Source organism: Collinsella aerofaciens (assembly GCF_041537385.1).
Taxonomy (GTDB): Bacteria; Actinomycetota; Coriobacteriia; order Coriobacteriales; family Coriobacteriaceae; genus Collinsella; species Collinsella aerofaciens_BV.
The window spans coordinates 23,130-37,459 of record NZ_JBGORS010000001.1 but is presented as its reverse complement, the minus strand read 5'-3'; the positions used below and the strand labels follow the sequence as shown (position 1 = coordinate 37,459).

Sequence of the window (14,330 nt, the reverse complement as noted above, 5' to 3'; positions counted from 1 at the left end):
CTTTGTGGTGGTTTTTTCGTTCTAGTCGTTCTAGTAGTATTCATTCTTAGCGATACCTACGAGCACAAGGAGCCTCTTATGGCAGAGCCACTTACCGCCGGAATCACCCGCGACCGCGCATTCGAACTGCTCAACGAGCACAACAAGGACCCGTTCCACATCACCCATGGCGAGACGGTCGAGGGCACCATGCGCTACTTTGCGCGCGAGTTCGACCCTGAGAACGAGGAGTTTTGGGGCATCGTCGGCCTGCTGCACGACCTGGATTGGGAGGAGCATGAGGACGATCCCATGAACCACACCATCTATGCGGCCGAGATCCTCGAGGGCGAGGGCGCCTCTCCCGATCTCATTCGCGCCATTCAGACGCACACGTCCGATTTCAACACCTCGCTGCCCAAGCCCGAGCTGCAGATGGAAAAGATACTGTTTGCCTGCGACGAGCTCACCGGCTTGATCGGCGCTGCCGTCATCATGCGTCCGAGTAAGAGCGTCATGGACTTTACGACCAAGTCGCTCAAGAAAAAGTTCAAGGACAAGCGCTTTGCCGCCGGCTGCTCGCGCGATGTGATTTCGCAGGGCGCCGAGATGCTGGGCTGGGAGCTCCCCAAGCTCTTCGACCGTACCATCGCAGCCATGCAATCCTTCGCCCCCGACCGCGACACCTTCCAGGCTTAATTCCAAAACCACCACAAAGGGGACAGGCACCTTTGTGGTGGTTTTTGTTTGCGCGGGCGTTAGGGGCGGACCTGGCCGGTGCCGCGGAGCTTGTATTTGTAGGTGGTGAGGGCCTCGGCGGCAAAGGGGCCGCGGGCGTGGAGCTTTTGGGTCGAGATGCCGATCTCGGCACCCAGCCCAAACTCGCCGCCGTCAGTGAAGCGCGTGCTGGCGTTGGTATACACGGCCGAGGCATCGACCGCATCCAGGAAGCGCTCGCATGCATCCTCGTCCTCGGCGATGATGGCCTCGGAATGCATGGTCCCGTAGCGGTTGATGTGCGCGATGGCCTCATCCTCGTTCGCCACGACCTTCACGCTCATCTCGAGCGCCAGGTACTCACGGCCCCAGTCCTCCTCAGTCGCGGCGACGTAGTCATCGCCCTCCACAAAGCCGGCGTCAGCGCACGCGGAGCACGTAGCCTCGTCGCCGTGAATGAGCACGCCGTGGTCATGCAGCACGGCCACGACCGCGGGCAAAAACGCATCGGCCACGGCACGGTCGACCAGCAGCGACTCGGCGGCATTGCACACGCCCACGCGCTGCGTCTTAGCGTTGACGATAATATTGAGCGCTTTATCGAAGTCGGCGGATTCATGCACGTAGATGTGGCAGTTACCCGTGCCCGTCTCGATCACCGGAACGAGTGACTCGCGCACGCAGCGCTGGATCAGGCCCGCACCGCCACGCGGAATGAGCACATCGACGACGCCGCGGAGCTTCATGAGCTCGCCGGTGGCCTCGCGGTCGGTAGACTCGATCATCGACACGGCCTCGCGCGGGAAGCCCTTGGTCTCGAGCGCATCGGCCAGCAGCTCAGAAATCATGGCGCACGAGTGATAAGCTAGCGAACCGCCGCGCAGAATGCAGGCGTTGCCGGTGCGGATGCAGATGCCCGCGGCGTCGGCCGTCACGTTGGGGCGCGCCTCGTACACCATGGCGACCAGGCCCAACGGCACGCTCACGCGGGTGAGGTCCACGCCGCTTGCGAGCACGCGGTGGTCGAGCACGCGGCCGACAGGATCGGGCAGCTCGGCAAGCTTCTCCAGGCCGGCGGCCATACTCTCAACGCGCTCGGGCGTCAGCAGCAGACGGTCGAGGAGCCCCGCCGAGGTCCCCGCATCGCGCGCGGCGGACATATCGAGCTCGTTGGCGGCGACGATGGAGTCGACACCGTTGCGCAGTGCTGCGGCCATGGCGCGCACGACCTCCTGGCGCTGCTCGTCGCTCGCCGTGACAAGCGAGGCCGACGCTGCCTTAGCGGCAACGGCAAGATCGTGGACATACGTGGCTATATCGACCGACATGGGCGGCCCTTTCTCCTAGAAGTTTGCAACCATGGTAGCCGATTTGCGCATGGCCTCGCGCGCGGCGGTAGAATTGGTCAACCCGAAACACCGCAACGAACGGAAGTATCACATGGCGCTCATCACCTCGTACCACGTCCCCGGCCTGTATGTCGAGGACCACAGCATCGACGTCCCCCTCGACTGGCGCGGCCTGGAGCCGATGCTCCTGGCCGTCGGCAGCACCATGCGCCGCGGCGCTATGCCGGCACCAATCGCCGGCGCGCCCGAGAGCATCAAGCTCTTCTATCGCGTGGTTTGCGCGCCCGACCGCATCAACGACGATCTGCCGCTGCTCCTGTTTTTACAGGGCGGCCCCGGCGGCGAGAGCCCGCGTCCGTTGTCGCCCACAAGCGATGGCTGGATCGAGGAGGCCGTCAAGCACTTCCGCGTGGTCCTGCCCGACCAGCGCGGCACCGGACGCAGTAGCTGCGTGGACGGACGCACGATCGCGGCCTTGGGCGAGCGCGCCGAGGCAGCCGGCGCCGATGCGGACCGCTCGCAGGCAGACCTCCTCAAGCGTCACCTCGCCAGCTCTATCGTGCGCGATTTTGAGTACCTGCGCCTGGTGGGCTTTGGCGGCAGGCCCTGGGTCACGCTCGGGCAGAGCTACGGCGGCTTTTTGACGCTGAGCTATCTGTCACTCTTCCCCGAGGGCGTGGCGGCAAGCTTTACCTGCGGCGGCATCCCCCACGTGCCGGCGAGCGCCAGCGAGGTCTACGCGCACACCTTCCCGCGCATGGCTGCCAAGACGCAGCAGTATTACGACCGCTACCCCGCCGACGTCGAGCGCGTGGCAGCCCTGGCCGATGCGCTCGAGGCTCAGAAGCCCGTGCTACCCGACGGCTCGCCGATGACGGTCGAGCGCCTACAGCTCATGGGCAGCGACTTTGGCATGAAGCCGAGCTTTGAGCGCATGCATTGGATTATCGATCATGCTTTTGTTGACGGCGACGGCACGCTGACCTGCGGTGCCTCGGTATCTGACAGCTTTTTGATGCGCGCCTTCGAGCGCACCAACACGCGCACGAATCCGCTGTACTGGACGCTTCAGGAGTTCATCTACGCCGACGGCGACACCATGCCCATTCGCTGGGCCGCGGCAGAAGAGAAGGCACACCGTGCCGAGTTCGACACGCTCGCGCGACCGCTCATGTTTACCGGCGAGGCCATGTTCCCGTGGATGTTTGAGCAGATGCCCGAACTTAAGCCCTTCAAGCCGGCGATGGACCTGCTGATGGAGGACACCAGCTGGGACAAGACCTACGACCCGCAGCGCCTGGCCTGCAACGAGGTGCCCTTGCAGGCCGCGGTGTATTTCGACGACATGTACGTCGATTCGGGCCTGCAGCTCGATACGCTCAGCCGTGTGGGCAACTCGCATGCCTGGGTGACCAACGAGTTCGAGCACGACGGTCTGCACGGCAGCGTGGTGTTCAAGCACCTCTTCGACGAAGCCCTCAACCGAGGAGACCTGCGCCGGATCTTCTAGCAAAGGAGTGCCCCCCTGCTGGCACAAAAGGAACGTCCCCAGGTGCCAGGTTAATGAAGTCATTGCAGAAAGAGGACGGAAAGCGAAAACGCCCCCAAGCGAGCAAGGTGACGTGAAAGAGGAGGGCATTGACCTTTTGGTCATGCCCGACGATTGAACGTCAGATTGCCGCTTAGGGGCGTTTGCAGCGTCAATTGGTTACGCGAAGACGATTAAATTGTCCCTGTGTATCGCCGGCTTCTCGGCCAGGTTAGCGAGCAGGCGGTTGCCGGCAATCTGGTCCTGGCGGCGGCCGGCGGCAAGCTCCAGCACGTCCGAATCGGCCTCGGCGATACCGCGGGCGACGACCATACCGCTCGGATCGCACACATCGAGCACATCGCCCTCGGCAAACTGGCCATCGACCTCGCGAATACCCACCGCAAGCAGGGAAGATCCACGGCTGACCAGCGCCTTCGCAGCACCATCATCGACCGTCACCGAGCCATGCGCCTTGTCGCCCAGCGCGATCCACAGCTTGCGGGGTGCGATGTCCAGACGCTCCGCCGGCGGATCGAACAGCGTGCCCACGCTCTCGCCGCGGGCGAGACGCACGAGCGCATCGGGCTCCTCGCCCGAGCAAATCACGCTCTGAATGCCCGCCGTCATCAGGATGCGGCTCGCGCGGATCTTGGTAATCATGCCGCCCGTGCCCACCGATGTGGAAGAATCGCCCGCCGAGGCAATAATCTTGGCATCGATCTTATGCACGACCGGGACGAACTCGGCCGTGGGGTCTTCATGCGGATTGGCAGTATAGAGACCATCGATGTCCGAGAGCGTCACGCACAAATCGGCAGAAACCAGGCAGCTCACAAGCGCCGCCAGCGTGTCGTTGTCGCCAAACTTGATCTCGTCGACGGTAACGGTATCGTTCTCGTTGACGACCGGCACCACGCCAAGCTCCACGAGGCGCAGCAGGGCGTCGCGCGCATGCAGGTAGGACGTGCGGCGGGCCGTATCGTGGCGCGTGAGCAGAACGAGCGAGGTGAGCAGGTCGCGCGCATGGAACTCCTCGTCGTAGGCCGACGAGATGATGCACTGACCGGCCGAGGCGCAGGCCTGCAGGCTCGGCAGGTCACCGACCGGCTTGCGGTCGAAGCCCAGCACGGGACAGCCACAGGCGATAGCGCCCGAGCTCACCACAACCAGACGCCAGCCGAGCTTGCGCAGCGCTGCGGCCTGATCGGCAAGTCCGCCGATAAAGGCGCGGTTGACCTTGCCATCGGCACCCACCACCGTGGACGAACCGATCTTTACCACCATCGTTTTATAAGAAATCGTCATACGTCAAACCAATCAACTGTTCAGCGAACGGGCGAACGGGCAACGAGAAAATGATCCGTTTTCCTCCGTCCCCAAGGGATCATTTTGCCCAGGGGAAAGCCGAGGCCGCGGCCATGTTCTTGCGCACAAGCTCGTCTCGCACCTGAGCCAGGCCCTGCTCCATGCCCACCACATAGGTCTGCGGGTACAGGAAGCGCTTGAAAGCTGCGTCCAGATGATCGAGCGCCCAAGCACAGCGCTCGCGCGCGTCCTGGATGCTCTCACGCGGAGCCACCGCACTGCCATCGCGCACGATCGGCACCAGCAGCTCGCGATACTCAAGTTCGGACACGTCGGTCACCAAGGCGGCATCATTCACGGCCACGAGGGTATTGCCGTGCGCGGCGCCCTCCCCCGCCAGATGGTCCTCGTCGTAGATCATGTCGCAGACCGGGCCGCCAAAGCCGTCGTAATAACGGCGCACACGTTGCACGCCCGGGATCGTGCGCTTGTAGGGCTGCTCGGAGAGCTTGACCACCGGCGTCCATGGATCTGCCTCGCTCGCACGGCGGGCGGAAAGCTTGTACACGCCGCCCAGCGCCGGCTGGTCATAGCAGGTCGCAAGCTTGGTACCCACGCCAAAGCTGTCGATGGGCGCGCCCTGGTCGAGCAGCGACTGAATCGTGTACTCATCCAGATCGTTGGAAACCGAAATCCCCACATAGGGCAGGCCCTCGGCATCAAAACGGCCGCGAACATACTTGGAGAGCTTGGCGAGGTCGCCGGAGTCGATGCGAATGGCCGACAGACGCTCGCCCGCCGCCTCCATCTCCTTGGCAACCGTAATGGCATGCTCGCAGCCCTCGCGCACGTCATAGGTGTCGATAAGCAGCGTACAGTTCTTGGGACTCGACTTGGCAAAGGCGCGGAAGGCCTCGAGCTCGGAATCGAAGCTCATCACCCAGCTGTGCGCATGCGTGCCAAAGACGGGAATACCGTAGCGGCGGCCGGCGAGCACATTGGACGTAGAGGAGCAGCCGGCAACGTAGCTCGCGCGAGCAACGGCCAGGCCGCCATCGGGACCCTGGGCTCGGCGCAGGCCAAACTCCGCCACGGGGCGACCGTCGGCGGCGAGCACCACGCGCGCCGTCTTGGTGGCGACAAGCGTCTGGAACCCAACGATGTTGAGCAGCGCCGTCTCGAGCAGCTGGCATTCCAGCGCGGGACCGGTGACGCGCACCATGGGCTCGCGCGGAAAGACGAGCTCGCCCTCGGGAACGGCGTCGATGTTTACATGCGCACGAAAATCGCGCAGGTAGTCGAGGAATGCAGGCTTGAACATCGCGCCGCCGGCCGGGGCCTGGAGTGAGGCGAGGTAGTCGATATCCTCGGGCGTAAAGCGCAGGTTCTCGACAAGCTCGGACAGCTCGGCGGTGCCGCACATGACGGCATAGGCGCTGCCAAAGGGATGGTCGCGGTAAAACGCGGTAAAACAACCTTGCTCATTGGCCTTGCCGCTCTCCCACAGGCCCTGGGCCATAGTGAGCTCGTACAGATCGGTGAGCATTGCGATGTCGGTGGGATGAGAGATATCGGTCAAAGCCATGGGGCGACCTTTCGGATGCGTTGTGCAGAGGTTGAGGGTTGGAGAAGGGCAGAGTGTTCGGGCATGACACCCGGCGCGAATCGGCTAGAGCAGGCCCATGCTGGTCAGGATCGTGTAGCCCATAAAGATGACAAACGCGATGAGGGCAAGGACAATGATGATTTTTTGAGCCGGCGCCATGCCAGGGATCTCGTTCTCGCCCGTAGGCTCCTTGGAGGTAACCATGCGCTGGGCAAAGGTCATCTCGTCACGGCTCGGCTTGGGATCGACGGACTTGGGACGAGCGGCCTTTTTAGGCTGAGGTTTGGGCGCGGCAGGTGCGGGCTTCGCGGCGGCGGGCTTGGGCGCGGGGGCGACGTTCGCGGCGGCCTCCTCGGCCTTCGCACGCTCGGCACGCAGGGCGGCCAGCTCCTCACGCTCGCGGCGTGCCTCTTCCTGGGCCTCGCGACGAGCTTTCTCGGCGCGGAGCTCTTCCAACTCGGCGCGTTCCTCGGCAGACAGTGGTTGGGACTCAAGCTCGGCCATGGTACAGCCCTTTCTTTTAAAAAAAGCCGCCGACACAATGTCAGCGGCTTATCAAATCCAAGGGTGGAGACGAAGGGAGTCGAACCCTCGGCCTCTGCCATGCGACGGCAGCGCTCTCCCAACTGAGCTACGTCCCCAGGACAAGTTGATATTTTACCTACGGCTCGCCAACTGTCAACGCCCAATACCCAGTCTTTTTGGGACGGGGCTTTTTTGACTACTTTTCGAGAAGGCGATCCTCTCGATGATTTTTTAATCCCCGTCCCAGAAAAATCATCGGCGAACGCGCTACTTTGCGCTGGTGAGGACGCCGGTGGTGTCGAAGGCTGGGGTGAAGCTCTCGTCTACCGCGCCGCCTTCTTGCCAAAACATCGTCGTAAAGCCCAGGTCGTCGGCATGGTCGAGCACCTGCTCATACTCCTCGCGCGTCACGGCGCGCGCCAGGTCGCCGCCTTGTTCGCGCATGAGTGCATTGGGCGTGTACTGGTTCATGACCGAGATCGGCACGTCGCCCACCGTCTGCCACACCAGGTCTAACACGCGGCACGAATCGTCGGCATGCCCCGGCAGCACCAGGTGACGCACGATCATGCCGCGCTTCATGAGCCCGTCCTCGTCCACCAGCTCTCCCCCGCGGCGATCGATCTCGCGAGCCATCTGGGCCAGACCCGACACGGCCACGCGCGGGTAGTCCTTAATATGAGAAAGCGACTGCGCAAGCCCCACGTCGGCATACTTAAAGTCGGTAAGCCACACGTCGACCAGATCGCCGAGCGCGGTCACGGCACTCGCCCGCTCATAGCCGCTCGTGTTGTAGACGATCGGGATGTCCAGCCCGCGCTCCCGAGCTGCGGCAATCGCGGCCGGCAGCAGGTGAGCATAATGCGTCGCCGTCACCAGGTTGATGTTATTGGCACCCTGCTCCTGCAGCTCCAGCATAATCTCGACCAAGCGCTCGGGCGAAATCTCAAGGCCAAAATTGCCCGTTGAGATCTCGTGGTTCTGACAATAGATGCATTTGAGCGAGCAGCCGCTAAAGAAAATCGTGCCCGAGCCGGCCTCGCCCGAGATAGGCGGCTCCTCCCACATATGAAGCGCTGCGCGGGCCACCTTAAGCGTGTTGTCTGCGCCGCACACGCCACGCGCGCCCTCGTCGCGCGCCGCACCGCAACGGCGCGGACACAAATGGCAGGCGGGCGAAAAAAGTTCGGTCAACGACGTCGGCATAAAAACATGCTCCAAAACAACGATTCAGCAGGTCAAACGTAAAGGGCCAGACCGCGTAGACGGCTCCGTCCCTAAGGCGCCGTAATCGTCCGACACGATTTTTGTAATGTCAAGACTGGAATCGACAAAGTGCCGCTTTATGATGTAGGTATTCCGCCCCCCGCGGAGCAACTGGGTGAACCGTCGCGTTTATTTAGGGAGCCCACACAGTCGTACCTAGTACAGGTATCCTTCGTTGTTAAGGACGCTGGAACAGTCGATGAGGGCACCCACCTGTTTTAGGTGGGTTCATTTTCGTAACGTGGGGGGTGGTTTTCTTTTGCCGAAAATCACCATTACAGTCCACATGGATCCCCGCCGGCATCCCGACAAGCCATCGACAACATCCCAATATCTGGTAAGCGCGTGATTATCGCTGCGTGCAATTCCATGCACCCCCCTTGGTCGAGTATCATGATTCGGCTATGCCCTTTGCGCATGGCGTTCTTCTGACCTTTCCCTTCGACGCTTGGCGGTTTTTAGATTCATGGCTTCATCCCCGAGCTACATACCGTACCTGTGCGTGGCAGCGGCGGCCTTTATCACGACCTTCCTCACGGTGCCCCTGGTCAAGCGCTTGGCAATTAAGCTCGACGCCGTCGACTATCCTTCTAAGCGCCGCATCAACACCAAGCCCATCCCGCGTTTGGGCGGAACGGCGGTGTTTTTGGGCCTGGTCGTTGCCTGCATTGTGCAAATCCTAGGCACCTGGCACCTAGGCTGGCCGCCCGTCCTGGTGCCGCATCCGCGCCTTCACATTAGCTATCCCATGCTGGCGCTCTCCTTTACCGTCATCTTTGCGACCGGCGCTATCGACGACGTCATCCAGCTCAAGCCCAAGCAAAAGCTGGCCGGACAGGTCCTCGCTGCGCTCATCGCCTGCGTGGGTGGCCTGCGCATCGGCGTCATCGTCAACCCGTTTGCCCCCGGCGAAATCATGCTCGGATGGCTCGCCTACCCCATCACCGTGATCTATCTGGTGGCATTCACCAACATCATTAACCTCATCGACGGCCTCGACGGCTTGGCCACGGGCATCTGCGGCATCGCGTCGTTCACCATGTTTTCGATGGCCGTTCTCTCGGGCCGCATCGACGCCGCCGCGCTCTCCATTGCGCTCTTTGGCGCCTGTCTGGCCTTTTTGCGCTACAACTTCAACCCCGCAAGCATCTTCTTGGGCGACTCGGGGTCGCTGCTTCTGGGCTTTGCGCTGGGCTCCATCTCGCTACTCAACGTGAGCCGCACCGCCGCGCTCACCTCGCTTATCATCCCGCTCATCGTTGCCGGCGTGCCCATCATCGACACGTTTAGCGCCATCGTGCGCCGCAAGCGCGCCCACATTAGCATCGGGCAGGCCGACAAGGGCCACATCCACCACCGCCTGATCCAAGAGGGCTACAACCAAAAACAGGCAGTGCTCCTCATCTATGCCTGGTGCATCATGCTTTCGGCCGGCACCGCCGCGATTAACCAGGTCGAGGTCCCCATGCGCGTGCTCATCTTTACCGTGCTCGCCATTGGCTCGGCGGCCTTTGCCAAACACCTGCACCTGTTTGAGCCCGTGCTGCGCCACCATTACAACAAGCGCACGCACGAGGACGAGCTCGTCACCCCCGACGACCCCGCCTTTAAGCAGGAGGAGCAGGCGGCGGAAGAGCGTAAGGAAGAGCGGCACCACAGGCGCTAGGGTTTGCTGCCGAGGATGCGTCCAGACGCCGCCGGCCAAACGTGCAGCCACGCCGCGCCCATCGCACAAGCCGCCGCTCTCCCGCCCCTCGCCTACTTACGACCCGCCCCTCCAATAAACGCGTTATCATCTTGACCCATGAACATACGTTAGGAGCAATCATGCCAAACGAGAACAGCTACGAAGTCGCGCTGCAAAAGAGCAACGCCATTCGCGAGGGCCTGGCCAAAACGCCCGAAAAGTTCACCATGCTCACCGGCGACCGCCCCACCGGCCGTCTGCACCTGGGTCACTACTTCGGCACCCTCAAGGGCCGTGTTGAGCTGCAGAACATGGGCGCCAAGACCAACGTGCTCATCGCCGACTACCAAGTCATCACTGACCGCGATACGACCGAGCACATCCAGGACAACGTGTACAACATGGTCATGGACTACCTTGCCTGCGGCATCGACCCCGACAAGACCATGATCTACGCGCACTCCGCCGTACCCGCCGCAAACCAGCTCATGCTGCCGTTCCTGTCGCTGGTCTCCGAGGCCGAGCTGGCGCGCAACCCCACGGTCAAGGCCGAGATGGAGGCCTCGGGCCACGAGCTCACCGGCCTTCTGCTCACCTACCCGGTGCACCAGGCCTGCGACATCCTGTTCTGCAAGGGCAATGTGGTGCCCGTCGGTCGCGACCAGCTGCCGCACATCGAGCTCACCCGCACCATCGCCCGCCGCTTTAACAACCGCTACGGCAAGGTGTTCCCCGAGGTCGACGCGCTGCTGTCCGAGACCCCGCTGCTGCCCGGCCTGGACGGTCGCAAGATGAGTAAGAGCTACGGCAACGCCATCAACATCTCGATGACCGCCGAGGAGACGGCCAAGCGCATCAAGAAGAGCCAGACCGACTCCGAGCGCATGATCACGTTCGATCCCGAGAACCGCCCCGGCGTGTCCGGTCTGCTTTCGACGGCCGCCATCTGCACCGGCCGTTCCGAAGTCGAGATTGCCGAGGAGATTGGCATGGGCGGCTCCGGCCAGCTCAAGAAGTACGTGACCGAGGCCGTCAACGAGTACTTCGCGCCGATCCGTGAGCGTCGCCAGCGCTACGAGAACGACCTGGATTACGTAAAGGACGTCCTGCACGAGGGCAACCGTCGCGCCAACGAGATCGCCGAGCAGACCCTTGCCGAGGTTCAGGAGGCCATGGGCATGGTGTACTAGGCAAAGCGCCTTCGCACAACATACACGGTGAGGTTGAATCCTCACCGAAACAGGAACAGGCCCGCTGGCAGTTAATTGCCAGCGGGCCTGTTCCCGAAGTACACCGTTGAATCGCACAGAGGGGAGGAATGCGAATCAAACTCAACAGGGCAGGCTTTTTCATCGCCTATGGCCTGCTCCGTTGCTGAATACAATATAGTTCACCGTGGTTTACTTTCTGACGGCAAAATTCGCCGTCACACCTTCTCCATAAGTTAACCCCGGTAAACTAAAACTACCACAAAGGGGACAGGCACCTTTGTGGTAGTTTTGGCGCGAGCAAGCCGTTAAAGCCCGGCCGGCCAACGACAGGCGCCCAAGTCGACGTGCATGGAATCGGCAAATGTCACGCCCTCCCCCAGCAGAAGTTCGCGTTGAGCATCGGGGCCACCAAAGGCGAAGCCCTCGCAAATGCGGCCATCGGCAAACACCACGCGATGACAGGGAATCTGACCAGGGCGCGGATTGTCGTGAAGCGCGTAGCCCACGTACCGCGCACTCCGCGGACGACCGGCGAGCAGCGCCACCTGACCGTAGGTGGCGACCATCCCCTCGGGAATCTGCTCGACCACCTCGTACACCCGTTCAAAAAAGCCCTCAGACGCCATTGCTCGCTCCCTTCCATCCGGAATAGCATAAACCACCACAAAGGCGCCCGTCCCCTTTGTGGTGGTTTTGGCAGGTGAGCTAGTTGACGGGCTGGAAGAAGGCTACGGCTACGGCGCCGGGGCCTACATGGGTGCCGATGGTGGCGCCGATGGTGTGAACGGGCAGTTCGCCCTCGGTGTGGCCAGCCCACAGTGCCGCGCTGTCCTCGATATACTTCTTGAGCACCGCATCCGAAAGGCCCGTATAGCCGAGCGCCAGCGGCATGGAAAAGTCGATGCCGCCTGCCTTTTCGACCTTCTGGTTGAGCAGGTTACGTCCGTTCTTGGAACCGCGCGCCTTGCCCAGCTGCACGATCAGACCGTCCTCGGCAGCCACAACGGGCTTTACGTTGAGCAGCGTGCCCACGGCGCCGGCAGCAGCAGACAGGCGACCGCCGCGCACCAGGTACTCCAGCGTCTCGAGCAGACCAATAACCACCACGCGGTCACGGACGGCCTCGACAGCCGCCGCAATCTGGGCCGCGCCCTGGCCCTCGTCCACTAGGCGCAGGGCATACTCGACCAGCACGCGCTCACCCAGGGTAACGTTATTGCTATCAACCACATACACGTCGCCGCCCGGCGCCTCGGCAAGCGCGGTACGGGCGCTCTGATTGGTCCCCGAAAGTTTGGCACCCACGGTAATAATCACCGCCTCGTCGCCGGCCTCACGCGCCTCGGCAATCGCCTGCGAAAACGCGTACGGGTTGACCTGGCCGGTCTTGGGCAGCTCATCGCGCTCCACAAGCATCTCGTAAAAGCGCTGGTGATCGATGTCGATGCCATCCATATACACATCGGTGCCAAAGGTAACGGACAGCGGCAAAACACGCAGAGCGGGGTGCTCCGCCGGCGACATATCGCTTGCGGAATCGGTAATAATGCGGACGGACATAACAAATCCTTTCTTGCACAGGTCTCGCGCAGGGAATTTTGACAACAATGTCCCGGCACGGCGTACGCGCTCAAACGGGACGATGCAGTTGTTGGCTGAAAGCTAGCGCCAGCGCGGCTCTAGATCTCGCGCAGGGTGTTGAGAATCGTGCGCAGCGACGCATACATCTGCTCGCGCTGTTCCACACCCATAGCCTTACCGGTGGTATCGAGCACCTCGCGAATGATGCGGTCCGCCTCGCTCATGCTCTCGCCGCCTAGAGCGGTCAGGCGCACCGGAGCACGATACTTAACGGCGGCATCGCCCGAATCATCGACCTCGACGTAGCCGCCCTCCTCCAGATGCGCGAGCGTGCGCGAGACGGCGGCACGGGTCACGCCTGCCATGCGAGCCAGGTCAGCACCAGTCAGGCCGTCCTTGCTGCGCTCAAGATAGTACAGGCACATAACGTCGGAGCCCTTGAGGCCCAGCCTTGCGCCCTCGGATGTCTTAATGCGCTGGATCTCCTTGTAGAGCCCGCTGATCAGTCCGACAAAGTCCTCGAAACGTGTCTCGTCGTTCTGCTGCATGGGAGACGACCGCCTTTCGCTTGCATGATGCTAACGGGTAAACATCTTAGCCGCACAAGGCAACACCCATACCCAAATATCCCATTTGTTAACCCATCAACATAAAAACCACCACAAAGGGGACAGACACCTTTGTGGTGGTTTGGGGCATCGAGTTTGATCCGCAGACTTCGCTACAGCTCCACGCAAGGATTGTCGCGGGTCACAAGCGTTTTAACGACAACCGTCGCTCCCAGATAGCGCTCGAGCAACTCAGCCAAGCGATCGATCGCGGCCTGGCAATCCCCCATCCGCTCGGGCTCCACGCACTCAATCGCCAGGAACGCATCGGCCGAATCGTCGGACAGCGCCGTGCGAACGCCGTCGCGCCAGTTCCAGCAGCGGCACACGGCGCCCGCATCATCGATGTAGGCGAGCTCGCCGGGAAGCGTCGGGTCATCTGTCTCCTCGCCAAGCGGCAGAAATGAATCGCCACCGTCGGTCACTGCCAACCGCAGATCGCCCTCGATAGCATGTAGATCCTCGCCGCCAACGGGCAGCGCGTAGGTCAGCGACACCGTGTTGTAGATGTCCACCGCGGGCGTAATGTGGCCCACCGGTTTGCCCTTGAGCACGCGCTTGAGCAAGTTCTCGATCGAGCAGCGGGCGCCCTTTTTGGTCTTGAACAGCCGATAAGCCTCGCGCCATGCCTTGACCGGTGCGTTCTCGCTGATAGTATCGCTGGTCAGATGACGCTCCGCATCGATATTGGCGCGGTCGAGCAACGCCGCAATCGCACCCACGTCCTCTTGAGGAATCTGAGCGGCGGGCTTCATGCCCTTTACGACCACAACACCGACAGCCGCCTGCGGAAATAGCTCCCAAAACGAATCCTCGGCAACGAAACTCTTCATGTGCTCTCCCTTCATAGCATGCGCCCGAGCCCGGGTGCCTAAACAAAAAGCGCCCTTACGACGGCCACCTTCAAAGTCCTACGGTGCCGCCACAAGAGCGCTTACGCTGCCCCCATCCGGAGAAGGGAGCGA

At 62.1% G+C, this 14,330-nt stretch carries 13 protein-coding genes and 1 tRNA gene; 4 read left to right on the top strand and 10 right to left on the bottom strand.

Annotated features, from left to right (window positions below):
• Positions 1–78 precede the first annotated feature (78 nt).
• Positions 79–678 (top strand): HD domain-containing protein, encoded by a 600-nt coding sequence (locus ACEG18_RS00170; protein ID WP_372540822.1) that lies wholly within the window; start codon positions 79–81, stop codon positions 676–678.
• A 59-nt stretch (positions 679–737) separates the two neighbouring features.
• Here the strand turns inward: ACEG18_RS00170 and ACEG18_RS00165 are convergent, their stop codons facing one another.
• On the bottom strand, positions 738–2,024 hold the full coding sequence (locus ACEG18_RS00165; protein WP_372540821.1) for a glutamate-5-semialdehyde dehydrogenase: 1,287 nt from the start codon (positions 2,022–2,024) through the stop codon (positions 738–740).
• A 112-nt stretch (positions 2,025–2,136) separates the two neighbouring features.
• Here ACEG18_RS00165 and ACEG18_RS00160 point away from each other — a divergent pair, with 112 nt between their 5' ends.
• Positions 2,137–3,555 carry an alpha/beta fold hydrolase gene (locus ACEG18_RS00160; protein ID WP_372540820.1) on the top strand — a complete coding sequence of 473 codons (1,419 nt, stop codon included), beginning with the start codon at positions 2,137–2,139 and terminating at the stop codon, positions 3,553–3,555.
• A gap of 198 nt (positions 3,556–3,753) precedes the next feature.
• On the opposite strand, the gene proB is transcribed toward ACEG18_RS00160, so the two are convergent.
• The 5 genes from proB to ACEG18_RS00135 all read right to left on the bottom strand — a co-directional run bounded on the left by proB (position 3,754) and on the right by ACEG18_RS00135 (position 8,218).
• A complete protein-coding gene (proB, locus tag ACEG18_RS00155) occupies positions 3,754–4,881 on the bottom strand; it encodes a glutamate 5-kinase (protein WP_372540818.1) in 1,128 nt (375 codons plus the stop codon).
• Positions 4,882–4,960: 79 nt separating this feature from the next.
• A complete protein-coding gene (locus ACEG18_RS00150; RefSeq protein ID WP_372540816.1) occupies positions 4,961–6,466 on the bottom strand; it encodes a nicotinate phosphoribosyltransferase in 1,506 nt (501 codons plus the stop codon).
• A gap of 84 nt (positions 6,467–6,550) precedes the next feature.
• A complete protein-coding gene (locus ACEG18_RS00145) occupies positions 6,551–6,991 on the bottom strand; it encodes a hypothetical protein (protein WP_372540815.1) in 441 nt (146 codons plus the stop codon).
• A gap of 64 nt (positions 6,992–7,055) precedes the next feature.
• Positions 7,056–7,128, bottom strand: a tRNA-Ala gene (locus ACEG18_RS00140).
• A gap of 151 nt (positions 7,129–7,279) precedes the next feature.
• A complete protein-coding gene (locus ACEG18_RS00135; protein ID WP_372540813.1) occupies positions 7,280–8,218 on the bottom strand; it encodes a radical SAM protein in 939 nt (312 codons plus the stop codon).
• A 526-nt stretch (positions 8,219–8,744) separates the two neighbouring features.
• Here ACEG18_RS00135 and ACEG18_RS00130 point away from each other — a divergent pair.
• Together ACEG18_RS00130 and trpS are read left to right on the top strand one after the other, a co-directional pair.
• The gene (locus ACEG18_RS00130; protein ID WP_372540812.1) at positions 8,745–9,944 is read left to right on the top strand and encodes an MraY family glycosyltransferase; all 1,200 of its coding nucleotides are present in this window, start codon (positions 8,745–8,747) and stop codon (positions 9,942–9,944) included.
• Positions 9,945–10,105: 161 nt separating this feature from the next.
• Positions 10,106–11,155, top strand: coding sequence for a tryptophan--tRNA ligase (trpS, locus tag ACEG18_RS00125; RefSeq protein ID WP_372540811.1), 1,050 nt, complete (start codon positions 10,106–10,108; stop codon positions 11,153–11,155).
• 326 nt (positions 11,156–11,481) lie between these two features.
• Here trpS and ACEG18_RS00120 read toward each other — a convergent pair whose 3' ends face one another.
• The 4 genes from ACEG18_RS00120 to ACEG18_RS00105 all read right to left on the bottom strand — a co-directional run bounded on the left by ACEG18_RS00120 (position 11,482) and on the right by ACEG18_RS00105 (position 14,198).
• Entirely contained in the window at positions 11,482–11,802 is a 321-nt protein-coding gene (locus ACEG18_RS00120; protein WP_099431894.1) for an MGMT family protein, read from the bottom strand.
• Positions 11,803–11,881: 79 nt separating this feature from the next.
• Positions 11,882–12,736 (bottom strand): DegV family protein, encoded by an 855-nt coding sequence (locus ACEG18_RS00115; protein ID WP_372540809.1) that lies wholly within the window; start codon positions 12,734–12,736, stop codon positions 11,882–11,884.
• Positions 12,737–12,855: 119 nt separating this feature from the next.
• Positions 12,856–13,305, bottom strand: coding sequence for a MarR family winged helix-turn-helix transcriptional regulator (locus ACEG18_RS00110; RefSeq protein WP_022093866.1), 450 nt, complete (start codon positions 13,303–13,305; stop codon positions 12,856–12,858).
• 173 nt (positions 13,306–13,478) lie between these two features.
• Positions 13,479–14,198: a B3/B4 domain-containing protein gene (locus ACEG18_RS00105; protein WP_372540808.1), complete on the bottom strand. Its 720-nt coding sequence runs from the start codon at positions 14,196–14,198 to the stop codon at positions 13,479–13,481.
• Positions 14,199–14,330: the final 132 nt, after the last annotated feature.

What these genes read in the sequence shown, in the direction of transcription:
- ACEG18_RS00170 (WP_372540822.1), top strand. Translation starts at nt 79, where the DNA reads ATGGCAGAGCCACTTACCGCCGGAATCACCCGCGACCGCGCATTCGAA.
- ACEG18_RS00165 (WP_372540821.1), bottom strand. Translation starts at nt 2,024, where the DNA reads ATGTCGGTCGATATAGCCACGTATGTCCACGATCTTGCCGTTGCCGCT.
- ACEG18_RS00160 (WP_372540820.1), top strand. Translation starts at nt 2,137, where the DNA reads ATGGCGCTCATCACCTCGTACCACGTCCCCGGCCTGTATGTCGAGGAC.
- proB (WP_372540818.1), bottom strand. Translation starts at nt 4,881, where the DNA reads ATGACGATTTCTTATAAAACGATGGTGGTAAAGATCGGTTCGTCCACG.
- ACEG18_RS00150 (WP_372540816.1), bottom strand. Translation starts at nt 6,466, where the DNA reads ATGGCTTTGACCGATATCTCTCATCCCACCGACATCGCAATGCTCACC.
- ACEG18_RS00145 (WP_372540815.1), bottom strand. Translation starts at nt 6,991, where the DNA reads ATGGCCGAGCTTGAGTCCCAACCACTGTCTGCCGAGGAACGCGCCGAG.
- ACEG18_RS00135 (WP_372540813.1), bottom strand. Translation starts at nt 8,218, where the DNA reads ATGCCGACGTCGTTGACCGAACTTTTTTCGCCCGCCTGCCATTTGTGT.
- ACEG18_RS00130 (WP_372540812.1), top strand. Translation starts at nt 8,745, where the DNA reads ATGGCTTCATCCCCGAGCTACATACCGTACCTGTGCGTGGCAGCGGCG.
- trpS (WP_372540811.1), top strand. Translation starts at nt 10,106, where the DNA reads ATGCCAAACGAGAACAGCTACGAAGTCGCGCTGCAAAAGAGCAACGCC.
- ACEG18_RS00120 (WP_099431894.1), bottom strand. Translation starts at nt 11,802, where the DNA reads ATGGCGTCTGAGGGCTTTTTTGAACGGGTGTACGAGGTGGTCGAGCAG.
- ACEG18_RS00115 (WP_372540809.1), bottom strand. Translation starts at nt 12,736, where the DNA reads ATGTCCGTCCGCATTATTACCGATTCCGCAAGCGATATGTCGCCGGCG.
- ACEG18_RS00110 (WP_022093866.1), bottom strand. Translation starts at nt 13,305, where the DNA reads ATGCAGCAGAACGACGAGACACGTTTCGAGGACTTTGTCGGACTGATC.
- ACEG18_RS00105 (WP_372540808.1), bottom strand. Translation starts at nt 14,198, where the DNA reads ATGAAGAGTTTCGTTGCCGAGGATTCGTTTTGGGAGCTATTTCCGCAG.